Source organism: Bacillus sp. AC266 (genome assembly GCF_979253805.1).
On record NZ_CEEDEC010000007.1, the window covers coordinates 98,464 to 116,429 of the forward strand.

13 protein-coding genes are annotated in these 17,966 nt (G+C 35.1%); 7 read left to right on the forward strand and 6 right to left on the reverse strand.

Annotation, left to right across the window (positions count from 1 at the left end):
* Nucleotides 1-119: 119 nt before the first annotated feature.
* The 3 genes from gerKA to gerKC are packed head-to-tail and all read left to right on the forward strand — an operon-like array spanning nucleotide 120 to nucleotide 3,814.
* The gene (gerKA, locus tag AC0IXC_RS24480; protein ID WP_044444478.1) at nucleotides 120-1,622 is read left to right on the forward strand and encodes a spore germination protein GerKA; all 1,503 of its coding nucleotides are present in this window, start codon (nucleotides 120-122) and stop codon (nucleotides 1,620-1,622) included.
* The gene (locus AC0IXC_RS24485) at nucleotides 1,603-2,709 is read left to right on the forward strand and encodes a GerAB/ArcD/ProY family transporter (protein ID WP_341086764.1); all 1,107 of its coding nucleotides are present in this window, start codon (nucleotides 1,603-1,605) and stop codon (nucleotides 2,707-2,709) included. Before gerKA ends, AC0IXC_RS24485 begins: the two co-directional genes overlap by 20 nt.
* Nucleotides 2,690-3,814 carry a spore germination protein GerKC gene (gerKC, locus tag AC0IXC_RS24490; RefSeq protein WP_471653502.1) on the forward strand — a complete coding sequence of 375 codons (1,125 nt, stop codon included), beginning with the start codon at nucleotides 2,690-2,692 and terminating at the stop codon, nucleotides 3,812-3,814. Before AC0IXC_RS24485 ends, gerKC begins: the two co-directional genes overlap by 20 nt.
* A gap of 31 nt (nucleotides 3,815-3,845) precedes the next feature.
* Here the strand turns inward: gerKC and treC are convergent, their stop codons facing one another.
* The 3 genes from treC to treR all read right to left on the reverse strand — a co-directional run bounded on the left by treC (nucleotide 3,846) and on the right by treR (nucleotide 7,954).
* On the reverse strand, nucleotides 3,846-5,507 hold the full coding sequence (gene treC, locus AC0IXC_RS24495; RefSeq protein ID WP_193652946.1) for an alpha,alpha-phosphotrehalase: 1,662 nt from the start codon (nucleotides 5,505-5,507) through the stop codon (nucleotides 3,846-3,848).
* Nucleotides 5,508-5,520: 13 nt separating this feature from the next.
* A complete protein-coding gene (gene treP, locus AC0IXC_RS24500; protein ID WP_002010521.1) occupies nucleotides 5,521-6,948 on the reverse strand; it encodes a PTS system trehalose-specific EIIBC component in 1,428 nt (475 codons plus the stop codon).
* Nucleotides 6,949-7,243: 295 nt separating this feature from the next.
* Entirely contained in the window at nucleotides 7,244-7,954 is a 711-nt protein-coding gene (gene treR, locus AC0IXC_RS24505; RefSeq protein ID WP_002029746.1) for a trehalose operon repressor, read from the reverse strand.
* Nucleotides 7,955-8,392: 438 nt separating this feature from the next.
* On the opposite strand from treR, the gene AC0IXC_RS24510 reads away from it, so the two are divergent.
* Nucleotides 8,393-9,790 carry an amino acid permease gene (locus AC0IXC_RS24510; protein ID WP_002010500.1) on the forward strand — a complete coding sequence of 466 codons (1,398 nt, stop codon included), beginning with the start codon at nucleotides 8,393-8,395 and terminating at the stop codon, nucleotides 9,788-9,790.
* Between the two features lie 31 nt (nucleotides 9,791-9,821).
* On the opposite strand, the gene AC0IXC_RS24515 is transcribed toward AC0IXC_RS24510, so the two are convergent.
* Both AC0IXC_RS24515 and AC0IXC_RS24520 read right to left on the reverse strand, forming a co-directional pair.
* Nucleotides 9,822-11,525, reverse strand: coding sequence for a putative bifunctional diguanylate cyclase/phosphodiesterase (locus tag AC0IXC_RS24515; RefSeq protein ID WP_002010499.1), 1,704 nt, complete (start codon nucleotides 11,523-11,525; stop codon nucleotides 9,822-9,824).
* An 823-nt stretch (nucleotides 11,526-12,348) separates the two neighbouring features.
* Entirely contained in the window at nucleotides 12,349-12,684 is a 336-nt protein-coding gene (locus AC0IXC_RS24520) for a hypothetical protein (RefSeq protein WP_431169705.1), read from the reverse strand.
* A gap of 380 nt (nucleotides 12,685-13,064) precedes the next feature.
* On the opposite strand from AC0IXC_RS24520, the gene AC0IXC_RS24525 reads away from it, so the two are divergent.
* From AC0IXC_RS24525 to AC0IXC_RS24535, 3 genes are all read left to right on the forward strand, one after another.
* Nucleotides 13,065-14,594 (forward strand): cardiolipin synthase, encoded by a 1,530-nt coding sequence (locus tag AC0IXC_RS24525; protein WP_002010479.1) that lies wholly within the window; start codon nucleotides 13,065-13,067, stop codon nucleotides 14,592-14,594.
* 127 nt (nucleotides 14,595-14,721) lie between these two features.
* Nucleotides 14,722-15,615: an ATP-binding protein gene (locus AC0IXC_RS24530; RefSeq protein WP_000892986.1), complete on the forward strand. Its 894-nt coding sequence runs from the start codon at nucleotides 14,722-14,724 to the stop codon at nucleotides 15,613-15,615.
* A 3-nt stretch (nucleotides 15,616-15,618) separates the two neighbouring features.
* Nucleotides 15,619-17,502 (forward strand): vWA domain-containing protein, encoded by a 1,884-nt coding sequence (locus AC0IXC_RS24535; protein WP_215590690.1) that lies wholly within the window; start codon nucleotides 15,619-15,621, stop codon nucleotides 17,500-17,502.
* A gap of 40 nt (nucleotides 17,503-17,542) precedes the next feature.
* Here AC0IXC_RS24535 and AC0IXC_RS24540 read toward each other — a convergent pair whose 3' ends face one another.
* Complete coding sequence (locus AC0IXC_RS24540; protein WP_002029727.1) at nucleotides 17,543-17,965, reverse strand: NUDIX hydrolase; 423 nt, start codon at nucleotides 17,963-17,965, stop codon at nucleotides 17,543-17,545.
* Nucleotide 17,966 lies beyond the last annotated feature (1 nt).

A 17,966-nucleotide genomic window follows, 5' to 3' on the forward strand; every position in this document is an offset into this window, starting at 1 on the left:
AAGTATAGAAGATAACGTAACAGAACTTTCAAGCTACTTTTTCAAATAATCCAAGCATAAATTCCTTATAAAAAACAAAAATTAACAGAAGGAATTTTATTCTAAAAGAGGTGGAATTTATGACACAACACGAAGAACAGCAAGAAAGCAAGAACCAAAAGCATATGTTTCCATCACTTCCGGAAAATATTAATTACATTGAAAATAAGCTCTGCCATTCTGATGATATAAAAAAATTAGATGTTCCTTTTCAAAATGGAAAAGGAACAATCTTATATATCGAATCTTTAGCAGACCCAAATTTAATTCATCAATTAGCTCTTGAACCATTATTAACTCGATCTGATTTGTCTTTAGAAAAAGCTTTTTCTACATTGAATATGAAAAAAGAAACAAATTTAAATTATGGTGTGCAACTTTTATTACAGGGTAAATCATTGTATTTCCATGAACATGTCGAAAGCTTTTGTACTTTTGAAACAGCTTTATCTTTAAAAAGGGATATAAAAGAGCCTGACAATGAAGGTGTTGTACGCGGACCACATTCTGGTTTTGTAGAAGATTTAGCTACTAATTTAGCCTCCGTACGGAAACTAATTAAGAGTCCAAATTTAGTCGTTAAATATTTTATCCTTGGTGAAGAGATGCACACGAAAGTAGCAATTGTTTATATGCAAAATATAGCTAATGATGATCTCGTCACAGAAGTAAAAAGAAGATTAGAAACGATTAAGACCGATGCACTAATGCCACCAGGATACATACAAGAATTTATAGAAGACACGTCTTTCTCACCATTTCCACAACAATTAAATACAGAGCGTCCAGATAGAACTGTTGCTAATTTAATGGAGGGACGAGTTGCTATTTTATCTGACGGAGATCCAACAGCGCTCATCGTACCTGTTACGTTATTCGCTTTCTATCAATCGCCAGATGATTATAATAACCGCTGGATTGTCGGTTCTTTCGTCCGAATGATTCGTTTAGTAAGTTTTTTAATTGCCTTTCTCTTACCAGCTTTATATATTGCAACTGTCGCTTTTCATCCTGATGTGCTGCCGCTCGAACTTGTGTATACAATTAAAGCTTCATTAGAGAAAGTGCCACTTCCTCCTATTTTTGAAGCTCTCTTAATGGAGTTAATTTTCGAATTATTACGGGAAGCTGGTATTCGTCTGCCGAGCCGCGTTGGACAAACAATCGGTATTGTAGGTGGTTTAGTAATTGGTGATGCAATTGTAAAAGCCGGACTCGTTTCTTACACAATGATTATCGTTGTAGCTTTAACTGCAATCTCATCTTTTCTCGTTCCATCAAACGATATGAGTTCAGCAGTTCGAATTCTTCGTTTTCCATTAATGATTCTTGCTGCTATATTCGGGTACGTAGGAATATCATTTGGTCTAATTATAACTTTCGTTCATTTATGCCAGCTACATTCATTTCATACACCATATCTTTCTCCTATTGCACCGATGCGAATAAAAGATATGAAAGATTCTTTTGTAAGACTTCCAATTTGGTCGTTTTGGGAACGACCTCATGATCCAAAGCCGAAAAAAATGCAACGACAACATGTAACGAGAGAGGATGAGAACGGTGACAAACACGCAAAGTAAAATTTCACTTGTTCAATTTACCTTTTTCGTTATTCAATGCCAAATCGGGGTTGGTATACTTTCTCTACCAAACCGTCTTCACCCAATAGCGAAAGGTGGTGGGTGGATTTCTGCTCTCATCGCTGGGCTTGCGATTCAACTTATTATTTTACTTATGTGGCTTTTCTTAAAACGATTTCCTGATGCTGATATGTATGAAAGTGTTTGTATGCTATTTGGTAATAAGTTTGGAAAACTACTAGGTTTTGCTTATGTTTTTTATTTTACCCTTATCGGTATGACGGTTATGTTAAATGCTTGTAATGTCATTAAAGTATGGGTCTTACAAGCCACCCCTTGGTCTGCAATTCTCATACTATTTACAATAGCTTGTTGCTACGTAGCCTATAATACATTTAAAGTGATTGTACGATTTTATGTCATGGCTTCTATTCTTATTATCCCAATGGCACTTTTAATTGCACTTGGGCTCACACGAGCTGATTTTTCTTATATTTTTCCACTTACAGAAGCCGGATGGTGGAATATAATTCAAGCATCCAAGGAAACAATTACAGCCATGTATGGTTTTGAAATTATTCTTATCGCTTTTCCAAAAGTAAATGGCAGTTCTGTGGCAAAACTGAAGGCCATTTCTATCGCTAATGGATTTGTAACGCTTTTTTATACTTTTACTGTTTGGATTTGCTTTATCGTATTCAGTCCAAAACAAGTTGAACTTATTCCAGAGCCAGTTGCTTACTTATTACGCTCCTTGCATATCGGGATTATAGACCGAACTGATTTACTATTCATACCAATATGGATGATAACAGTTGTCGCTTCTATTGCTAGTTATTACTGTGCTGCCTCAATAGGAATTGGACATATATTCAACCTTGCTAATCATAAAAAGGCCGTTCCAATCGTTGGTATTATTGCTTTTAGTGTAGCCTTATTTATAGATACACCTGAAGAATTAAAAGTAATTTCAACTTTCACTGATAAGTTCACCTATATTTTCATCGTTGTTCTCCCTCTTTTATTTCTACTTTATTCAGTAATAAGAAATAAGAAAGGAGAACAGTATGTTCAAAAAAAGAGTTAAACTACTTTTTATATTATGTGCTAGTTCATTCCTTTCTGGCTGTTGGGATCAAGAACCATTAAGAGAAGCCAGATTAGCTTATAGCATTGGATCTGATATTACGGAAGAGAATAAACTCCAGCAAACAGTCGAGCTCGTAAAAAGTTCAAGCGGAGAGCAATCTTCATTCGAGAATGAAATACATTCATCAACCGGGCATAACATAAGGGATACAAGCGATGCCCTAAAAAAAAATGTGACTGGGAATATTCGCTATTTCAAATATGGTGTTCAATTACTAGGAACCAAAATTCTAAAAAAAGGTATACTACCCTATTTAGATGTTAGCTTTCGGGATCCAACAAACCCAACTGCTTTAGTAAAACTTATTGCAGTAGATGGTGAAACATCCGAGATACTCGAAAAAAAGAAAGTAGGAAATTTACTAATTGGAGATTTTCTAAAGAAAAAAGTGAAAAGCTTAGAAGATATGAGTGTATTTCCAAAAGAAACTTTAGAAACAGGCGCTACAAAAATGTTAGATCCCGGTAAAGACTTTACTCTCCCTTCTATAAAAATAAAAGGAAAAGAAGTAATTACAAACGGGTTAGCTTTATTTAACAACGATAAATTAACTGGGCATTTACCTTTGAAACAATCTGTTCTATTCGTGTTATTAACCGGAAAAATGGGAACAAGTGCCCGTATAACCCAAAAACTTACTAGTGATGAGTCTGAGAAGACATCTGATTATTTAACAATGGAAGTGAGCAATCGGAAACTAAAAAGAGACTTGAATATAACGACTGACAAAAAAGGAAATGTTTACGCTCATCTAAAACTAAAGCTACAAGTAATCGCTCTTGAAGCACCGAGAGATAATCTTTATAAAATGGGAGAAAGAAAAAAACTAAACAAAGAATTATCTAAGCAGCTCACAAAAGAAGCAAAACAAATAACGAAAAAGCTACAAAAAGCAAATTGTGACGCTTTCGGTATAGGTAGAAATCTTATCGCTTATCATCCAGAGTTATGGAAGAAAAAGAATTGGAATAAAGATTATGCAAAGGTAAAATTTAAACCGGAAGTAGAAGTAAAGATTTTATATAGTGGCGTCTTAAAATAAAAAGGTTGGACGCCCGCCGGCATCCAACCTTTTATTTCATATAACGATATACAATTGACTCATACGGTCTTAAGTTAAGATTGGTAATATCTTTACTTGAATCTTTGTAATTTGATAATAATACTTCTTGTTTCATACCATCCAATTGAACATGAACTGGTACAGAATACGTTATTTCTTCTCCGTAGAAGTTATTGATAACAAGTAATACTTCATTATTTACAGTACGTGTATACGCCCAAATGCTAGGATGATTTCCATCTAAAATAGCATATTTCCCTTCTGTAAGGACATCGTATTTTTTTCTAAGTTCAATTAGCTTTTTATAATGATAAAATACAGATTCTCTATCTTCTAATGCCTTCTCTACGTTTATTTCTTTAAAGTTTTCAGCCACAGAAATCCAAGGTGTACTCGTTGTAAAACCACTATTCGCCTCTTCATTCCACTGCATCGGAGTACGGGAATTGTCACGAGATTTTTGTTTTAAAATCCCGATAATCTCTTTTTTTGATAATCCTTCTTCTAGCTTTATATCATATATATTTAACGATTCTACATCACGATATTGCTCGATGGACTCGAATTTAGGATTCGTCATACCGATTTCTTCACCTTGGTAAATGTAAGGCGTTCCTTGCAACATATGCATAGCTGTCGCTAACATTTTCGCAGATTCATTTCGGTACTTCTCATCATCACCAAACCGTGAAACGATACGAGGCTGGTCATGATTACACCAAAATAACGCATTCCATCCTCCGCCCTTTTGCATTTCAATTTGCCAATTAGACATAATTTCTTTTAATTTAATGAAATCAAAATCAGCTTTCGTCCACTTATCACCATTCGGATAATCTACTTTTAAATGATGGAAACTAAACGTCATGCTTAGTTCATTGCGCTCAGGATTCGAATATTTAATACAATTATCAATTGTCGTAGATGACATTTCTCCAACTGTAATTACATCTTTCCCTTCAAAAACATTTTGGCTCATCTCTTGTAAATATTCATGGACGCGTGGACCATCTGTGTAATATTTACGCCCATCACTTGTAGCAGTGGTGCCTTCATCACTTAAAAATCTTTGATCTTTTGAAATTAAGTTAATAACATCAAGGCGGAATCCTTTTACACCTTTCTCCAACCAAAAGCGCATCATATCGTACACTTCTTCACGAAGCTTTTCATTTTCCCAGTTTAAATCAGCTTGCGTCTCATCAAATAGATGTAAAAAATATTGCTCTGTTTTCTCATCATATTTCCAAGCAGATCCTCCAAATTTAGACTGCCAATTATTCTTTTCATCACGCCAAATATAATAATTTCGATACGGACTATTCTTATCTTCTTTTGCTTCTTTAAACCACTTATGCTCCGTTGAACTATGATTTACAACGATATCAAGCATGATTTCAATGTCACGTACTTTCGCTTCTTTTAAAAGCTCTTCAAACTCTTCCATCGTCCCGTAAGATGGATCAATGCTGTAATAATCACTTACATCGTATCCATTGTCATTTTGTGGTGATCGGTATATCGGTGTTAACCAAATATAATCCACTCCAAGTTCCTTTAAATAATCTAATTTCTCTGTAACTCCCTTTATATCACCGGTTTCTTTATTATAGTAACTATTAAAGCTCTTCGGATAAATTTGATAGACTACACTTTTATGCCAATCTTTCATGCTTAATTTCCTCCTACTTCTGTTTTACTCGTTTCGCAAATAACCATGTTAATGTAAATGGAATTACTACTGCGATTATCATCCCTACAATAAACATCGGAATCGATTTCGGAATGATAGAAATAAATGCTGGCAATCCGCCAATTCCGATTGCTGGTGCTAATACACCATTTAATGTAATAAATATCGCTGCTATAGCAGACCCAATAATCGCTGCATAGAACGGGAATTTATTTCTTAAATTCACACCGAACATCGCTGGCTCTGTAATACCGAAGTACGCTGAGATTGCTGATGTTGATGCCATACTTTTATCATTTTGATTTTTAGAAATCCAGAACATCGCTAGTGCCGCACTACCTTGTGCAATGTTAGAAAGAGCAATCATCGGCCAAATAAATGTACCGCCGTGCTGTGCAATTAGCTGTAAATCAATTGCAATAAACATATGATGCATTCCTGTAATTACGAGCGGTGCATATAATGCTCCAAATAATACTGCTCCAAGTACTGGTACCGTTTCATATACGCCAACTAATCCAGCCGTTAATAAATCGCCAATATGACGTGTAACTGGACCGATAATTCCTAACGCTAACACACCCGTTACAACGATTGTTGTAATTGGTACAACTAATAATTGAATTGCGTTTGGCACATGTTTCTTTAAGAAGATTTCAACTTTACTTAATACGAATGCTGCTACTAAAATGGGTAAAATTTGGCCTTGATATCCTACCTTTTCAATTTGGAATAGCCCTAAAATATCGAAGTACTCAATCTTTTGTCCCTCTAAACCAGTCGCTGCTTTTCCATAATCCCACGCGTTTAATAAGGCCGGATGCACAAGCATTAATCCCATAACAATCCCTAGTATTGGACTACCACCAAAGCGCTTCGTTGCTGACCAACCAACAAGTGCCGGTAAGAATACGAATGCTGTATTGGCCATCATATTAATTAAATCCCAAAGCCCACCTAAGTTCGGGTATACTTCTAATAAATTTTTCCCATCAAAAAATAAGTCCTTTGCCCCTAACAGGTTATTAATCCCCATTAGTAAACCTGCCGTAATAATTGCTGGCAAAATCGGCATAAATACATCTGAAAATACTTTTACAAACTTTTGAACTGGATTTAATTTTTTATCCCCTGAACCTTTTACGTCAGCTACTGTCGATTCTTCCATACCTGCAAGCGTTATCAATTCAGCGTATACTCGATCGACATCACCTGGACCAATTACAATTTGAAATACCCCAGCGTTATGAAACGCTCCCTTTACTAATGAAACAGACTGTAATTTATCATTATCTATTTTATTTTCATCTTTTAAAGCGATACGTAGCCTCGTTACACAGTGCGCAGCTTGTTCAATATTGTCTTTCCCACCAATATACTGCAACACTTCTTTTGCTGTTTTACGATAGTCTTTCCCCATATTCCCGTCCCTCTTTTCTTTTTTTGATACCGTTTACACTTACATATTAACTCGTATATATAAGTTAGTCAACACTCGTATATATAAGTTGGTGATTTTTTTATAAAGTGAAACTTTAATCAGTGGGGGTTTTGTTCATCCCCCACTGATTATTAGCCTTCACCAATCGGGCATTTACAGGCAGTTGATCTCCCACCTAACTTCTTTGCTCCAGCTGAATTTTGAGGTGGGAGTTTTACTGCCCACAAATAGCGGGATAAATAAAGAGATGGAACGATTATTTCGCTCCATCTCTTTATTTTCTTCGCGCCACATCCGAAAAGTGAAAAATATCTAAACGGTGACGTGATTCCGTATATTCGAACTGACTCCCATCGTATAAATGAGTAAAGTTTTTTACAACGACAACATAGTCTGTTCCATTTAAATCCAAATACTTTCGGTCATCCTCTGTACATGGTTGCACTTCAATTACCCGCTGTGAATAGCTAATATGTAGCCCTAATTCTTTCTCAATGTATTTATAAATCGATGCAGTTGCAATTTCTCTCGTTAATCCTGGAATATATTCCGATACAAAATGGTTTATATCTAAAATTACTTTTTCTCCATCAATATTTCGTACACGTTTAATATGATTTATTTCCGTTTTTTCTTTCACGTTTAATAGCTTTGCTATATCTTGTGTCGCTTTCATTTTCTCTATTTCCACGACTTCTGTAATACAATGACGTCCTAAACGTTCATTTTCTTCTTGAAAACTTACAATACCACCAAAGTTAAATTCAATGTTTTTGCGCTTTAATACAAAAACACCTTTTCCGTGTATTTTTTGAACATATCCACGCTCTTGCAATAAATCTACAGCTTTTCTTACAGTACCCCTACTTGCCTCATACTGCTTCATTAATTCCGTTTCTGATGGGATTTTACATCCTTCTTTTAATTGTTTATTATCAATAGACTTGCTGATTTCTGTATAAATTTGTTCATACTTACTCATCATCTACAATAGCCCCTTGTCACCTTCTAGTTCTATATATATTATACCACGCTATACTCTTCTGCCAATCTCTCACTTATTTTCCAGTACAAGAAAACTATAGGTAAATATTTAGTCTCTAAAACGTATTTTTATAAATTTTTCTTTTCATTCAAAAAAACATGTAGTATACTAACTTCAAAATCAGAGGAGAAAGGGAGCAAGGAACTATGCTTACTTATACAACTGTAGTTACATTTGCACAAAAACATCATCATCATACTTAACCCTTGAAACCTAGCGGAAAAATTACGCGTAGGTACAAGGGTTATTCCCGTTGTACCTACGCTTTGGCAAAGAGCCATGTAGGTATTTTTTATCTACATGGCTCTTTTTTTATTGCCAAAAATGCTAGTAAAAAATGATGTTTAAGCAAAACTTACTACAAAGGAGTTAACAAAAATGGAAACGAAAAAATGGGGATTATGGATTTTAACAGCTTTTGTTATCGGGAATATGGTTGGCGGTGGCGTATTTATGCTCCCAGCAAATTTAGCACACGTATCAGGTCCAATGGGATCTACACTGGCATGGAGTATTACAGGACTTGGTGTATTTATGATTGCACTCGTATTTGGAAATTTAGCAATTCGTAAACCAGAATTAAAAGCAGGACCACAAAGTTACGCCCAAGCAATGTTTACTTCTCAAAAGACAGGTAAAGTTGCAGGATATAGTATGGCTTGGGGATACTGGGCTGCTAACTGGGCTGCTACAGCATCTGTAATTATTTCCTTTGCAGGATATTTATCAACATTCTTCCCAGTTTTACAAAGTAAGCAAATTCTCTTTTCAACAAACGGATTTTCATTAGAACTTGGAAAAGCTTTAACCTTCATAGTATGTAGTATGATGCTATGGGGAATTCAATATATTCTTTCTCAAAATATTGATAGAGCCGGAAATATGAACCTTCTGGCAACAATCGCTAAAATCATCGGATTTACAATGTTTATTGTAATCACATTATTCATTTTCAATGCCTCTAATTTCGGGGACGGTCAAACATTTATGAATGAAGCTGGACAACCTATTTCGTTGGGTGGACAAATAAATTCCGCTGCTATTGCAACACTTTGGGCGTTTATCGGTATTGAGTCAGCAGTTATGCTCTCTAACCGTGCAAAATCTCAGCACGATGTTAAGAAAGCTACGATTTTCGGATTAATCATCGCTCTTCTTATTTACATGGCAATTACTCTACTAACAATGGGCGCTCTTCCACAAGACGCTTTAAAAGAGTCTCAAAAACCATTAGTAGATGCATTAAATTTAGCAATTGGTACTAAAGGTGCTTATATAATGGCCTTACTTGCACTCGTATCTTTATTCGGCTCTACTGTAGGATGGATCGTTGTTAGCTCAGAAGTACCTTACCAGGCTGCTAAAAATGGCCTTTTCCCTAAGTTTTTCAGTAAAACAAATAAAAAAGGTAGTCCTTCAAAATCATTATTTATTACAAATGTGATGACGCAAATTTTCTTATTCTCAACGATTTCTGGTACTGTTTCAGAAGCATATAATTTCGCTATTGTTGTAGCGACATTAGCATATTTAATCCCGTACCTTGTTTCTACCTTGTATCAGTTAAAATTAGTTATTACGGGGGAAACGTATGATATAATGCCGGGATCTCGAATAAAAGACGGAATCATTACTGCATTAGCATTTTTATATTCTATATGGGTTATTAAAACGGGAACTGCTGATTTAAAAACATTCTTCTTAGGCATTGGTTTGTTTGTATTAGGTCTTATTCTTTATCCAGTTTTAATGAAAGATTCACAAAAAAAACAATAAAAAAGAGAAGCTTTTCGCTTCTCTTTTTTTATTAAAAATCAGTTAATAACTTTTCTTTTAGTTCCCCTATATCTAACGGTTTCGCATAATAAAAACCTTGTACAAAGTCGCAACTCATTGATTTTAATAAACTTTCTTGTTCTACCGTTTCTACCCCTTCAGCAACCACTAATAAATTTAAACTATGGGCGATTTCAATAACCGATTTTACAATCGTTCGCTCTGGTTGTGCATGATCATAATGAAACTCACGAATAAAATTACGATCAATTTTCACAATATCAAGTGGTAGTTGTTTTAAATAATATAATGAGGAATACCCTGTTCCGAAATCGTCTAAAGCGATTAAAATTCCCATACTTCTTAATTCTTGTAATGTAGCAATAATATAATCAAAATGACGTACAGCTATACTTTCTGTTATTTCTAATATTAAACGATTTGGCGGAAACCCTGTTCGCTTCAATATACTACGAACAGATAAAATAAATCGCTTTTGCATCAATTGTTGTATTGATAAATTAACAGATAACTTCAGTCCCTCTTGATAATCTGGTAAAGTTTTAAACAGTCGACATGACTTTTCTAGTACCCAGTCTCCTAGTTTTATAATAAGTCCACACTCTTCAGCTACAGGGATAAATTCACTTGGTGAAATAGGACCTTCTTCTGTCTTACATCGTACTAAAGCCTCAATACCAGTACATTTCTTTGTTTTCAAATCAATAATGGGTTGTAATGCCACTTTTAATTCTTCGTCACGAATCGCTTTTTGCAAAGCAAATTCTATTTTCATTCTACGGTTTATTTTCGCACGTAATTCATCTGTAAAGAAGCACGCCGCATTTCTTCCTTGCTCTTTCGCACTATACATGGCTAAATCCGAATTTTTTAATAACGTTTCAACGTCTTTTCCATCTTGCGGATAGGAACAAAGTCCTAGACTAGCTGAAATATATACTTCATGACCTTCAAGCATAAATGGCGCTTGAAAGCATGATAACACGGATGTCGCTAACTGCCTCATCTCATCATGTGTATGAGTTTTTGTTAACAGCACAAATTCGTCGCCACCAAGCCTAGCCAGAACATCTTTCTCTCCTAGCACATAATGCAACCGTGAAGCAACTTCGCTTAAAAGTAAATCTCCTATCATATGACCTAACGTATCATTCACTAATTTAAAACGATCTAAATCAAAGTAAATCATGCCAAACTCTATTTTCTCTGCAATCATCTTATTTACAGTCGTAATTAACTGTAAACGGTTCGGTAAACTTGTTAACGCATCATGATAAGCAAGTTCCCTATAACGACTTTCGCTTAATCGTAATCTTTGTTCTGCTTCTTTCCTACTACTTATATCATTTCGAATTGCAATAAATTGATAAGGTTCTCCCTTTTCATTTAAAAATGGAACAATTGTTGTTTTAACCCAATAATACGTACCATCTTTTGCTTGATTTCGAATTTCCCCTGTCCAGACTTTTCCACTCAAAATACGCTTCCATAGGATTTGAAAAAATGCTTTCGGATGATATCCGGAATTTAAAATACGGTGATCTTTTCCTATTAACTCTTCTCTTTTATATTTTGAGATTTTACAAAATTTATCATTCACATATGTAATAAGACCATTTCGGTCTGTAATAGCAACAATTGAAGACTCATCTAATGCTAATTTTAAATCTTGCAATGAAGAGTCATATAATGCATGACCTCTTTGTTCTAGCATGCGCACCTCTCCTTGCTTCCTATCTGACTAAAACACAACTCGTTTCTCTTCATAGAAATAGAGATATTTCATTTTCTAACAATACGCTTTTACATAAAATGAAACTTTAATCAGTGGGGGGATTGTCCATCCCCCACTGATTATTAGCCTTCACCAATCGGGCTTTTATCTCCCACCTAACTTCCTCACATTCACCGAATTTTGAGGTGGGAGTCTTACTGCCCGTTAATGCGGGATAAATCACAATTTTTTTCTAAATAGGCCGATTAAAATAACATAATATTATTTATAAAAAAAAGCAATATGGTGCTGTTTTAATTATAGTAGAAGCTTCTCATCTCTCTACTTATCTAAGCTTATTATACAGTATTCTCTTACATTCTTTGAATTTGTAAAGTGACAATTTCATCACTATTAGCCTCTGCTCCCTACTAATACGACCTCACACCTAACCTCTTTTATTTCATTAAATGTTAAGATGTAAATCTAACTGCCGATACATAATGAAATAGAGATTAATATACAAAATGCAACGATTCACGAATAATAATATAAAGTGAAACTTTAATCAGTGGGGGGTTTGTTCATCCCAACTGATCACCAATCGGGCTTTTACGGGTAGCAGGGCTTCCACCTAACTTCTTTGTTCCAGCTGAATTTTGAGGTGGGGGTTTTACTGCCCACAAATAGCGGGATAAAGCCAAAATTTGCATTTAACATATTGAATTATAATAACAAAATATTAACATATTTTCACCTTGTTTTTGGAAATATTTTATAAATAAATTATTAAACTAAAAAAGAGGATATCCTCTTTTTTAGTTTAATACTGATATGGTATTTGCTGATAACCCGGGTATGGCATTGGATATGGTGCTGGGTATGTTACTGGGTACGGTGCTGGATAGTAGCCTCCACCTGCCGCACCCGTTAATGCGCCAGCTGTAAGCCCACCTAACATGCCTCCAGCAAAACTTCCTGGGAAAAATCCTCCGCCCCACGAGCCGCCACCCCAGCCCCATCCACCACCGTGATGATGATGATGATGATGATCATAATGATTGTGTCCTCCATGGTGATTATGCCCTCCATGGTGATTATGCCCTCCCCCACCATGATGATTACGATAATATCCTCCGTGATTTAGCATATAGTTCATTTTTCTTCCTCTCCTTTTCAATTTCCCTACTTTAATATGTGTTGTATGAATAGTAAGGATACTGTTAATAATCCGTATAGTATGGATAGCAATATCCGCCATAACCAAACGCAGGACTAAGTAAAGCCCCTTCTAGGAAAGAATCCTCCTCCTAAAAATGGAGAATGTACAAATCCACCAAATGGAAGATCGTACATTTTATTCATCCCCTTTTCTATATAAAAATGTAATAATATACTGTATGTAGGACAAATGCGGAAAGCATGGGGAAAATGTCTATATTTTGTAAAAAAAACAAAACACTTTATAATAAGAATGTCAGATTACACCTTTTATATAAGAAGTCTATATTTAAGAAAGATTTGAGGAATTTTATAGAAATGAAGAAACCTATCGTTCAATTATTATTAATATTTACAATCGTATCTATCGTTCTTTTTCTATTAAATACATCGGTTATTTCGTTATATACGTTTGTTGGTGCTCTATGGTCCATCACAATCGTAGGAATTTCATTCGTTATTTTTATCGAAAATAGATCACCCCAAAGTACCTTAGCGTGGTTTTTAGTATTAGCACTTCTTCCTGTTGTAGGTGTACTTTTATACTCTATTTTCGGGCGTAGCCGTTGGAGAAGAAAAAAACATCTTCATCGTTCAGAAGAACAAAGAAAGTTATTCCGCGAAATATTAGAAGGAAGACGACTAGAATTATCACTCACAGTCCCATTACATGAACGTTCTATACATTTAACAGAAGTCGTACAAAAATTCGGAGGCGGGCCTGCCGCAGATAGAACGACAACAAAACTTTTAACAAACGGTGATCAAACCTTTTCAGAAATTTTGAACGCAATCGAGAATGCAAAACATCACATACATATTCAATACTATATTTATAAATCTGATGAGATTGGTACAAAAGTACGAGATGCTTTAATACAAAAAGCAAAAGATGGTGTTATTGTACGCTTCCTTTATGATGGACTCGGAAGTAATACGTTAAGACGACGATTTTTACAACCTATGAAAAAAGCTGGAATTGAAATTGTCGAATTTGACCCTATTTTTTCAGCTTGGTTACTCGAGACCGTTAATTATCGTAATCACCGTAAAATCGTCATTGTAGATGGAGAAATTGGTTTTACCGGAGGGCTCAACGTCGGTGATGAATATCTTGGTCGCTCAAAAAAATTCCCTGTTTGGCGTGATAGTCATTTAAAAATAGAAGGAAAAGCATTGTATAAATTACAAGCCATCTTTCTAGAAGATTGGCTTTATGCGTCTAGTGGATTGAATACTTATTCTTGGGATCAATTTATGAATAGACACTACTTCCCAGGAAAAGAAATTCCGGATGCAGAAGGTGCGGTGCAAATTGTAGCAAGTGGACCAAGCTCAGATGATAAAAGTATTCGTAATACATTACTAGCTGTTATGGGCTCAGCCAAAAAATCTATTTGGATCGCTACACCATACTTTATTCCGGATCAAGAAACTTTAACATTATTACGCTTAAGTGCAATATCTGGCATAGATGTACGCATTTTATATCCTGGTAAGAGTGATAGTATTATTAGCGATCAAGCATCTCAATCCTATTTCACTCCACTTTTAAAAGCTGGTGCTTCTATTTACAGTTATAAAGATGGATTTATGCACGCAAAGATTGTACTCGTTGACGATAAAATTGCAACAATCGGAACAGCAAATATGGATGTACGTAGCTTTGAATTGAATTATGAAATTATTAGCGTACTATATGAATCAGAAACCGTTCATGATATTAAACGCGATTTTGAAGAAGACTTTAAACACTCCACTGAAATTAAATGGAACTCGTTCCAAAAAAGAAGTATCAAAAAACGAATATTAGAGTCCTTTATGCGACTCATTTCTCCTTTACTATAAGCAATCAATGTGATATTGATTGCTTTTTCTTTTATATTTCCCCCTTCTCCTTTTCTTTGCATACCATATTAAAACAAGTTATCATAAGATGTATTACTTTATGAAAATAATGTTAGGTGGGAAATACATGTTAGAACAATTTCATATACATTCTGATTTAAAACAGCAGCTTTCTACAATTCATGAAAAGAATAAACAAGAAGCTGGTGAAAATGCACATTTAATTGGCAAGAAAATATATAAAGCATCTGATAACAGCATTATTGAAGATGCCATTACAGCACTTTTACTTGGTAAAAACATTCTATTAAAAGGACCAACTGGTAGTGGTAAAACAGTACTAGCGGAAACTCTTTCTTCTTTATTCCAAAAACCAATGCATAGCATTAACTGTTCTGTCGACTTAGATGTAGAAGGTATTTTAGGATACAACACATTACAAACGAAAGACGGCGCATCTGAAGTTACGTTCGTTAACGGTCCTCTTATGAAGGCAATGAAAAACGGTCATTTCCTTTATATCGATGAAATCAATATGGCAAAACCTGAAACGTTACCACTTCTTCATGGTGCGTTAGATTACCGTAAAATGATTACAAACCCATTTACACAAGAAGTTGTATACGGTGATGACGAATATCGCGTAATTGCTGCGATTAACGAAGGTTATGTTGGTACAAGTGAACTAAACGAAGCGTTAAAAAACCGTTTCGTTATTATTGAAGTTCCTTACATTCAAGGTGATACATTAAAAGAACTATTACTATCTGAATCAAAATTAAATGATGTTGCAACAATTGAAAAGTTCGTTGCATTCGCAAGCGATCTTATGCCTTTAGCTCGTGATGGGCGCGTAAGTGAAGAAGCAGCTAGTATTCGTGGCATTATCGATGCATGTGATTTAGGTGTATATATTCCTGTTATGCGTGCAATTGAACGTAGTATTATCGCAAAATTAAACGATGAAACAGAACAAATGACTGTCCGTGAATTAGCAGAAAGTTATTTCTTTGAGGGATAATTCATGAGACAAATTTTTAGTGACAAAAAAATTGATGCGTCGCTGTTTCTACAAATGGAAAACTTAATGTATGCTCTTCTAAAAGAAGACGATGCCTATCTTGAGTATGGCTATAAAGCATACTACGACGAAATTGAAAAAAAGGTTGTCATTAGTCACTTTTGGGATGATCGAAAAGAAGAGGATACAGTAATCGGATTAAAAAGCGAAGTGTTCTTAAAGGCACTTGGTAATAAACATTACTCGGACATGACTTTAATTCGTTCTTATGCGATTGAGTTACAAGAATCGCCTCTAAAAAAGTTTTTAACACAATTATTTGTTCTATTAGAAGATTTACGTGTTGAGGAAATCGTCAAAAATTTACGTCCTGGCACAAAACATATTTTTAAACGCCGAAAAGAAATGTATCGCAATTACTTTGGCTCACAAAATGAAATAAATCGTGTTCGTAACTATCACGGTGATCGTCTATTTTGTCTATGCTATCTTTCATTAACGAGTGATAAATATGAAATGTTTAATAATGAATATTTCGAGCAAATTGAATCAATTTTGCATGAAACATTCCAAGCTCGTAATACGGAAGATATTATGTATATTGTTGAGAAAATTCGCTATCGTTTAGAAGGACTTCTTGAAAGTGATATGCTTAATAATTATTTCGGACATGCACCGCTTTATTTATCTGTGATTGCAGATGAGAAAGACAGTCGCGCTGAAAAATTAGCAAATGATGATACGCAGCTCCTAGATGACGATGATAACAAAAACAAAATGGATGAAAGCTTCTCGACATGGCACCGTGAAAATAAAAACAATGAAAACGAGAACTTTTTACGCTTTGATTTAGAAAGCGGAACAAAAACAAATATGATGGGTGATACTGCTCGTGAATCAGAAGATGGTGACCAAGCACTTGGTTCTGTACAAGGTACTTCCCAAAAAAGTACACAATCTAACTTTGATGGTGCTGATACAGAGGAAGCAAGAGCGTCTCATGCTTCTAGCCAAAACGACGGTGCATACGGCAAGTATAATGTGGGAGCTTCTCATACATTTAAAGAAGCTCGCAAATCGAATCCTGATGAGAAAAAAGATTACCAAGCTATCAAATCAGTCGTTAATAAAGATGTAAAAGAATTAAAGAAAATTATCGAAAAAACAATTGAAAACAAAACGAATGCAAACAGTGATAAATATTACGGAAGGCTTCGTAAGAAATTCCTTCGTATTTATACTGAAAAGCAGCCGCGTATGTTTTATAAAAAAGGACAAGAATCACAAGAGCTCGACGTTGCATTCCAACTATTAGTGGATTGCTCTGGTTCTATGTATAACAAAATGGAAGAAACGAAGAAGAGTGTGGTCCTATTCCATGAAGCTTTAAAATCTTTAAAAATTCCGCACGCTATTAGTGGATTTTGGGAAGATGCTTCTAGTGCTAAACCTGAAGATAAACCGAACGTTATCCATGAAGTTGTTACGTATAAAAACTCAACGTTACAAAACGTCGGTCCAGAAATTATGCAACTTCGCGAAGAAGAAGATAACCGCGACGGGTATATTATTCGTATCGTTTCCGAAAAGCTTGCGAAAAGACCAGAAAAACATAAATTCTTACTTGTCTTTACAGACGGTGAACCTTCTGCACTAGACTATCAACAAGACGGAATTTTAGATACGCACGAAGCAGTCAAACTTGCTCGTAAAAGTGGTATGGAAGTAATCGGAATCTTTATCGAAGAAGGCGAAGCGAAAGAAGCGACTTATCAACTAATGAAAAACATTTATAACCATCACTTCTTAGTTGCAAATCATGCTGAAGATTTACGCCTGAAGATTAAACCATTGTTGAAGAAACTATTACTGAAGACGATTGAATAGAAAAACAGGAGCCCCGAGGCTCCTGTTTTTCTTCGTTAACTTACTTTGTTTCTGGTTGAAACTTGTATGGAATGGAAACTTCTAATAATAATTCGAACCCTCCATCGTAGTATGGGAATCGCTCATTCGCAATTTTTCTATCTACCCACTCGATTGCGGAAATTTCTTCTTCATCTTCTGCACCAAGTTCACCTGTTACAACATTTGCTCGGAATGTAAAAAATAACGCATGATTCCCTAGTTCTTCAAAGAATTTTTCATTGATCGCAACAAGTCCACCTGCCGCAGCAGTTAAACCTGTCTCTTCTTTCACTTCTCTTACTAGTGCTTCCTCTAATATTTCACCTTTTTCAACAGCCCCGCCTGGCAATGACCAAACGTTTTGTTCTATATTATGTACCATTAATATTTTATCTTTTTCGCTATCGTGTATTAATGCATATACAACATCAACTCTTTGCATG

Bases quoted from the DNA above. Each gene is read 5' to 3' on its own strand.
- AC0IXC_RS24520 (WP_431169705.1), bottom strand. From the start codon at position 12,684: ATGAACTATATGCTAAATCACGGAGGATATTATCGTAATCATCATGGT.
- treC (WP_193652946.1), bottom strand. From the start codon at position 5,507: ATGAAAGATTGGCATAAAAGTGTAGTCTATCAAATTTATCCGAAGAGC.
- treR (WP_002029746.1), bottom strand. From the start codon at position 7,954: ATGATGAGTAAGTATGAACAAATTTATACAGAAATCAGCAAGTCTATT.
- treP (WP_002010521.1), bottom strand. From the start codon at position 6,948: ATGGGGAAAGACTATCGTAAAACAGCAAAAGAAGTGTTGCAGTATATT.
- AC0IXC_RS24540 (WP_002029727.1), bottom strand. From the start codon at position 17,965: ATGCAAAGAGTTGATGTTGTATATGCATTAATACACGATAGCGAAAAA.
- AC0IXC_RS24515 (WP_002010499.1), bottom strand. From the start codon at position 11,525: ATGCTAGAACAAAGAGGTCATGCATTATATGACTCTTCATTGCAAGAT.
- gerKA (WP_044444478.1), top strand. From the start codon at position 120: ATGACACAACACGAAGAACAGCAAGAAAGCAAGAACCAAAAGCATATG.
- AC0IXC_RS24535 (WP_215590690.1), top strand. From the start codon at position 15,619: ATGAGACAAATTTTTAGTGACAAAAAAATTGATGCGTCGCTGTTTCTA.
- AC0IXC_RS24530 (WP_000892986.1), top strand. From the start codon at position 14,722: ATGTTAGAACAATTTCATATACATTCTGATTTAAAACAGCAGCTTTCT.
- gerKC (WP_471653502.1), top strand. From the start codon at position 2,690: ATGTTCAAAAAAAGAGTTAAACTACTTTTTATATTATGTGCTAGTTCA.
- AC0IXC_RS24510 (WP_002010500.1), top strand. From the start codon at position 8,393: ATGGAAACGAAAAAATGGGGATTATGGATTTTAACAGCTTTTGTTATC.
- AC0IXC_RS24525 (WP_002010479.1), top strand. From the start codon at position 13,065: ATGAAGAAACCTATCGTTCAATTATTATTAATATTTACAATCGTATCT.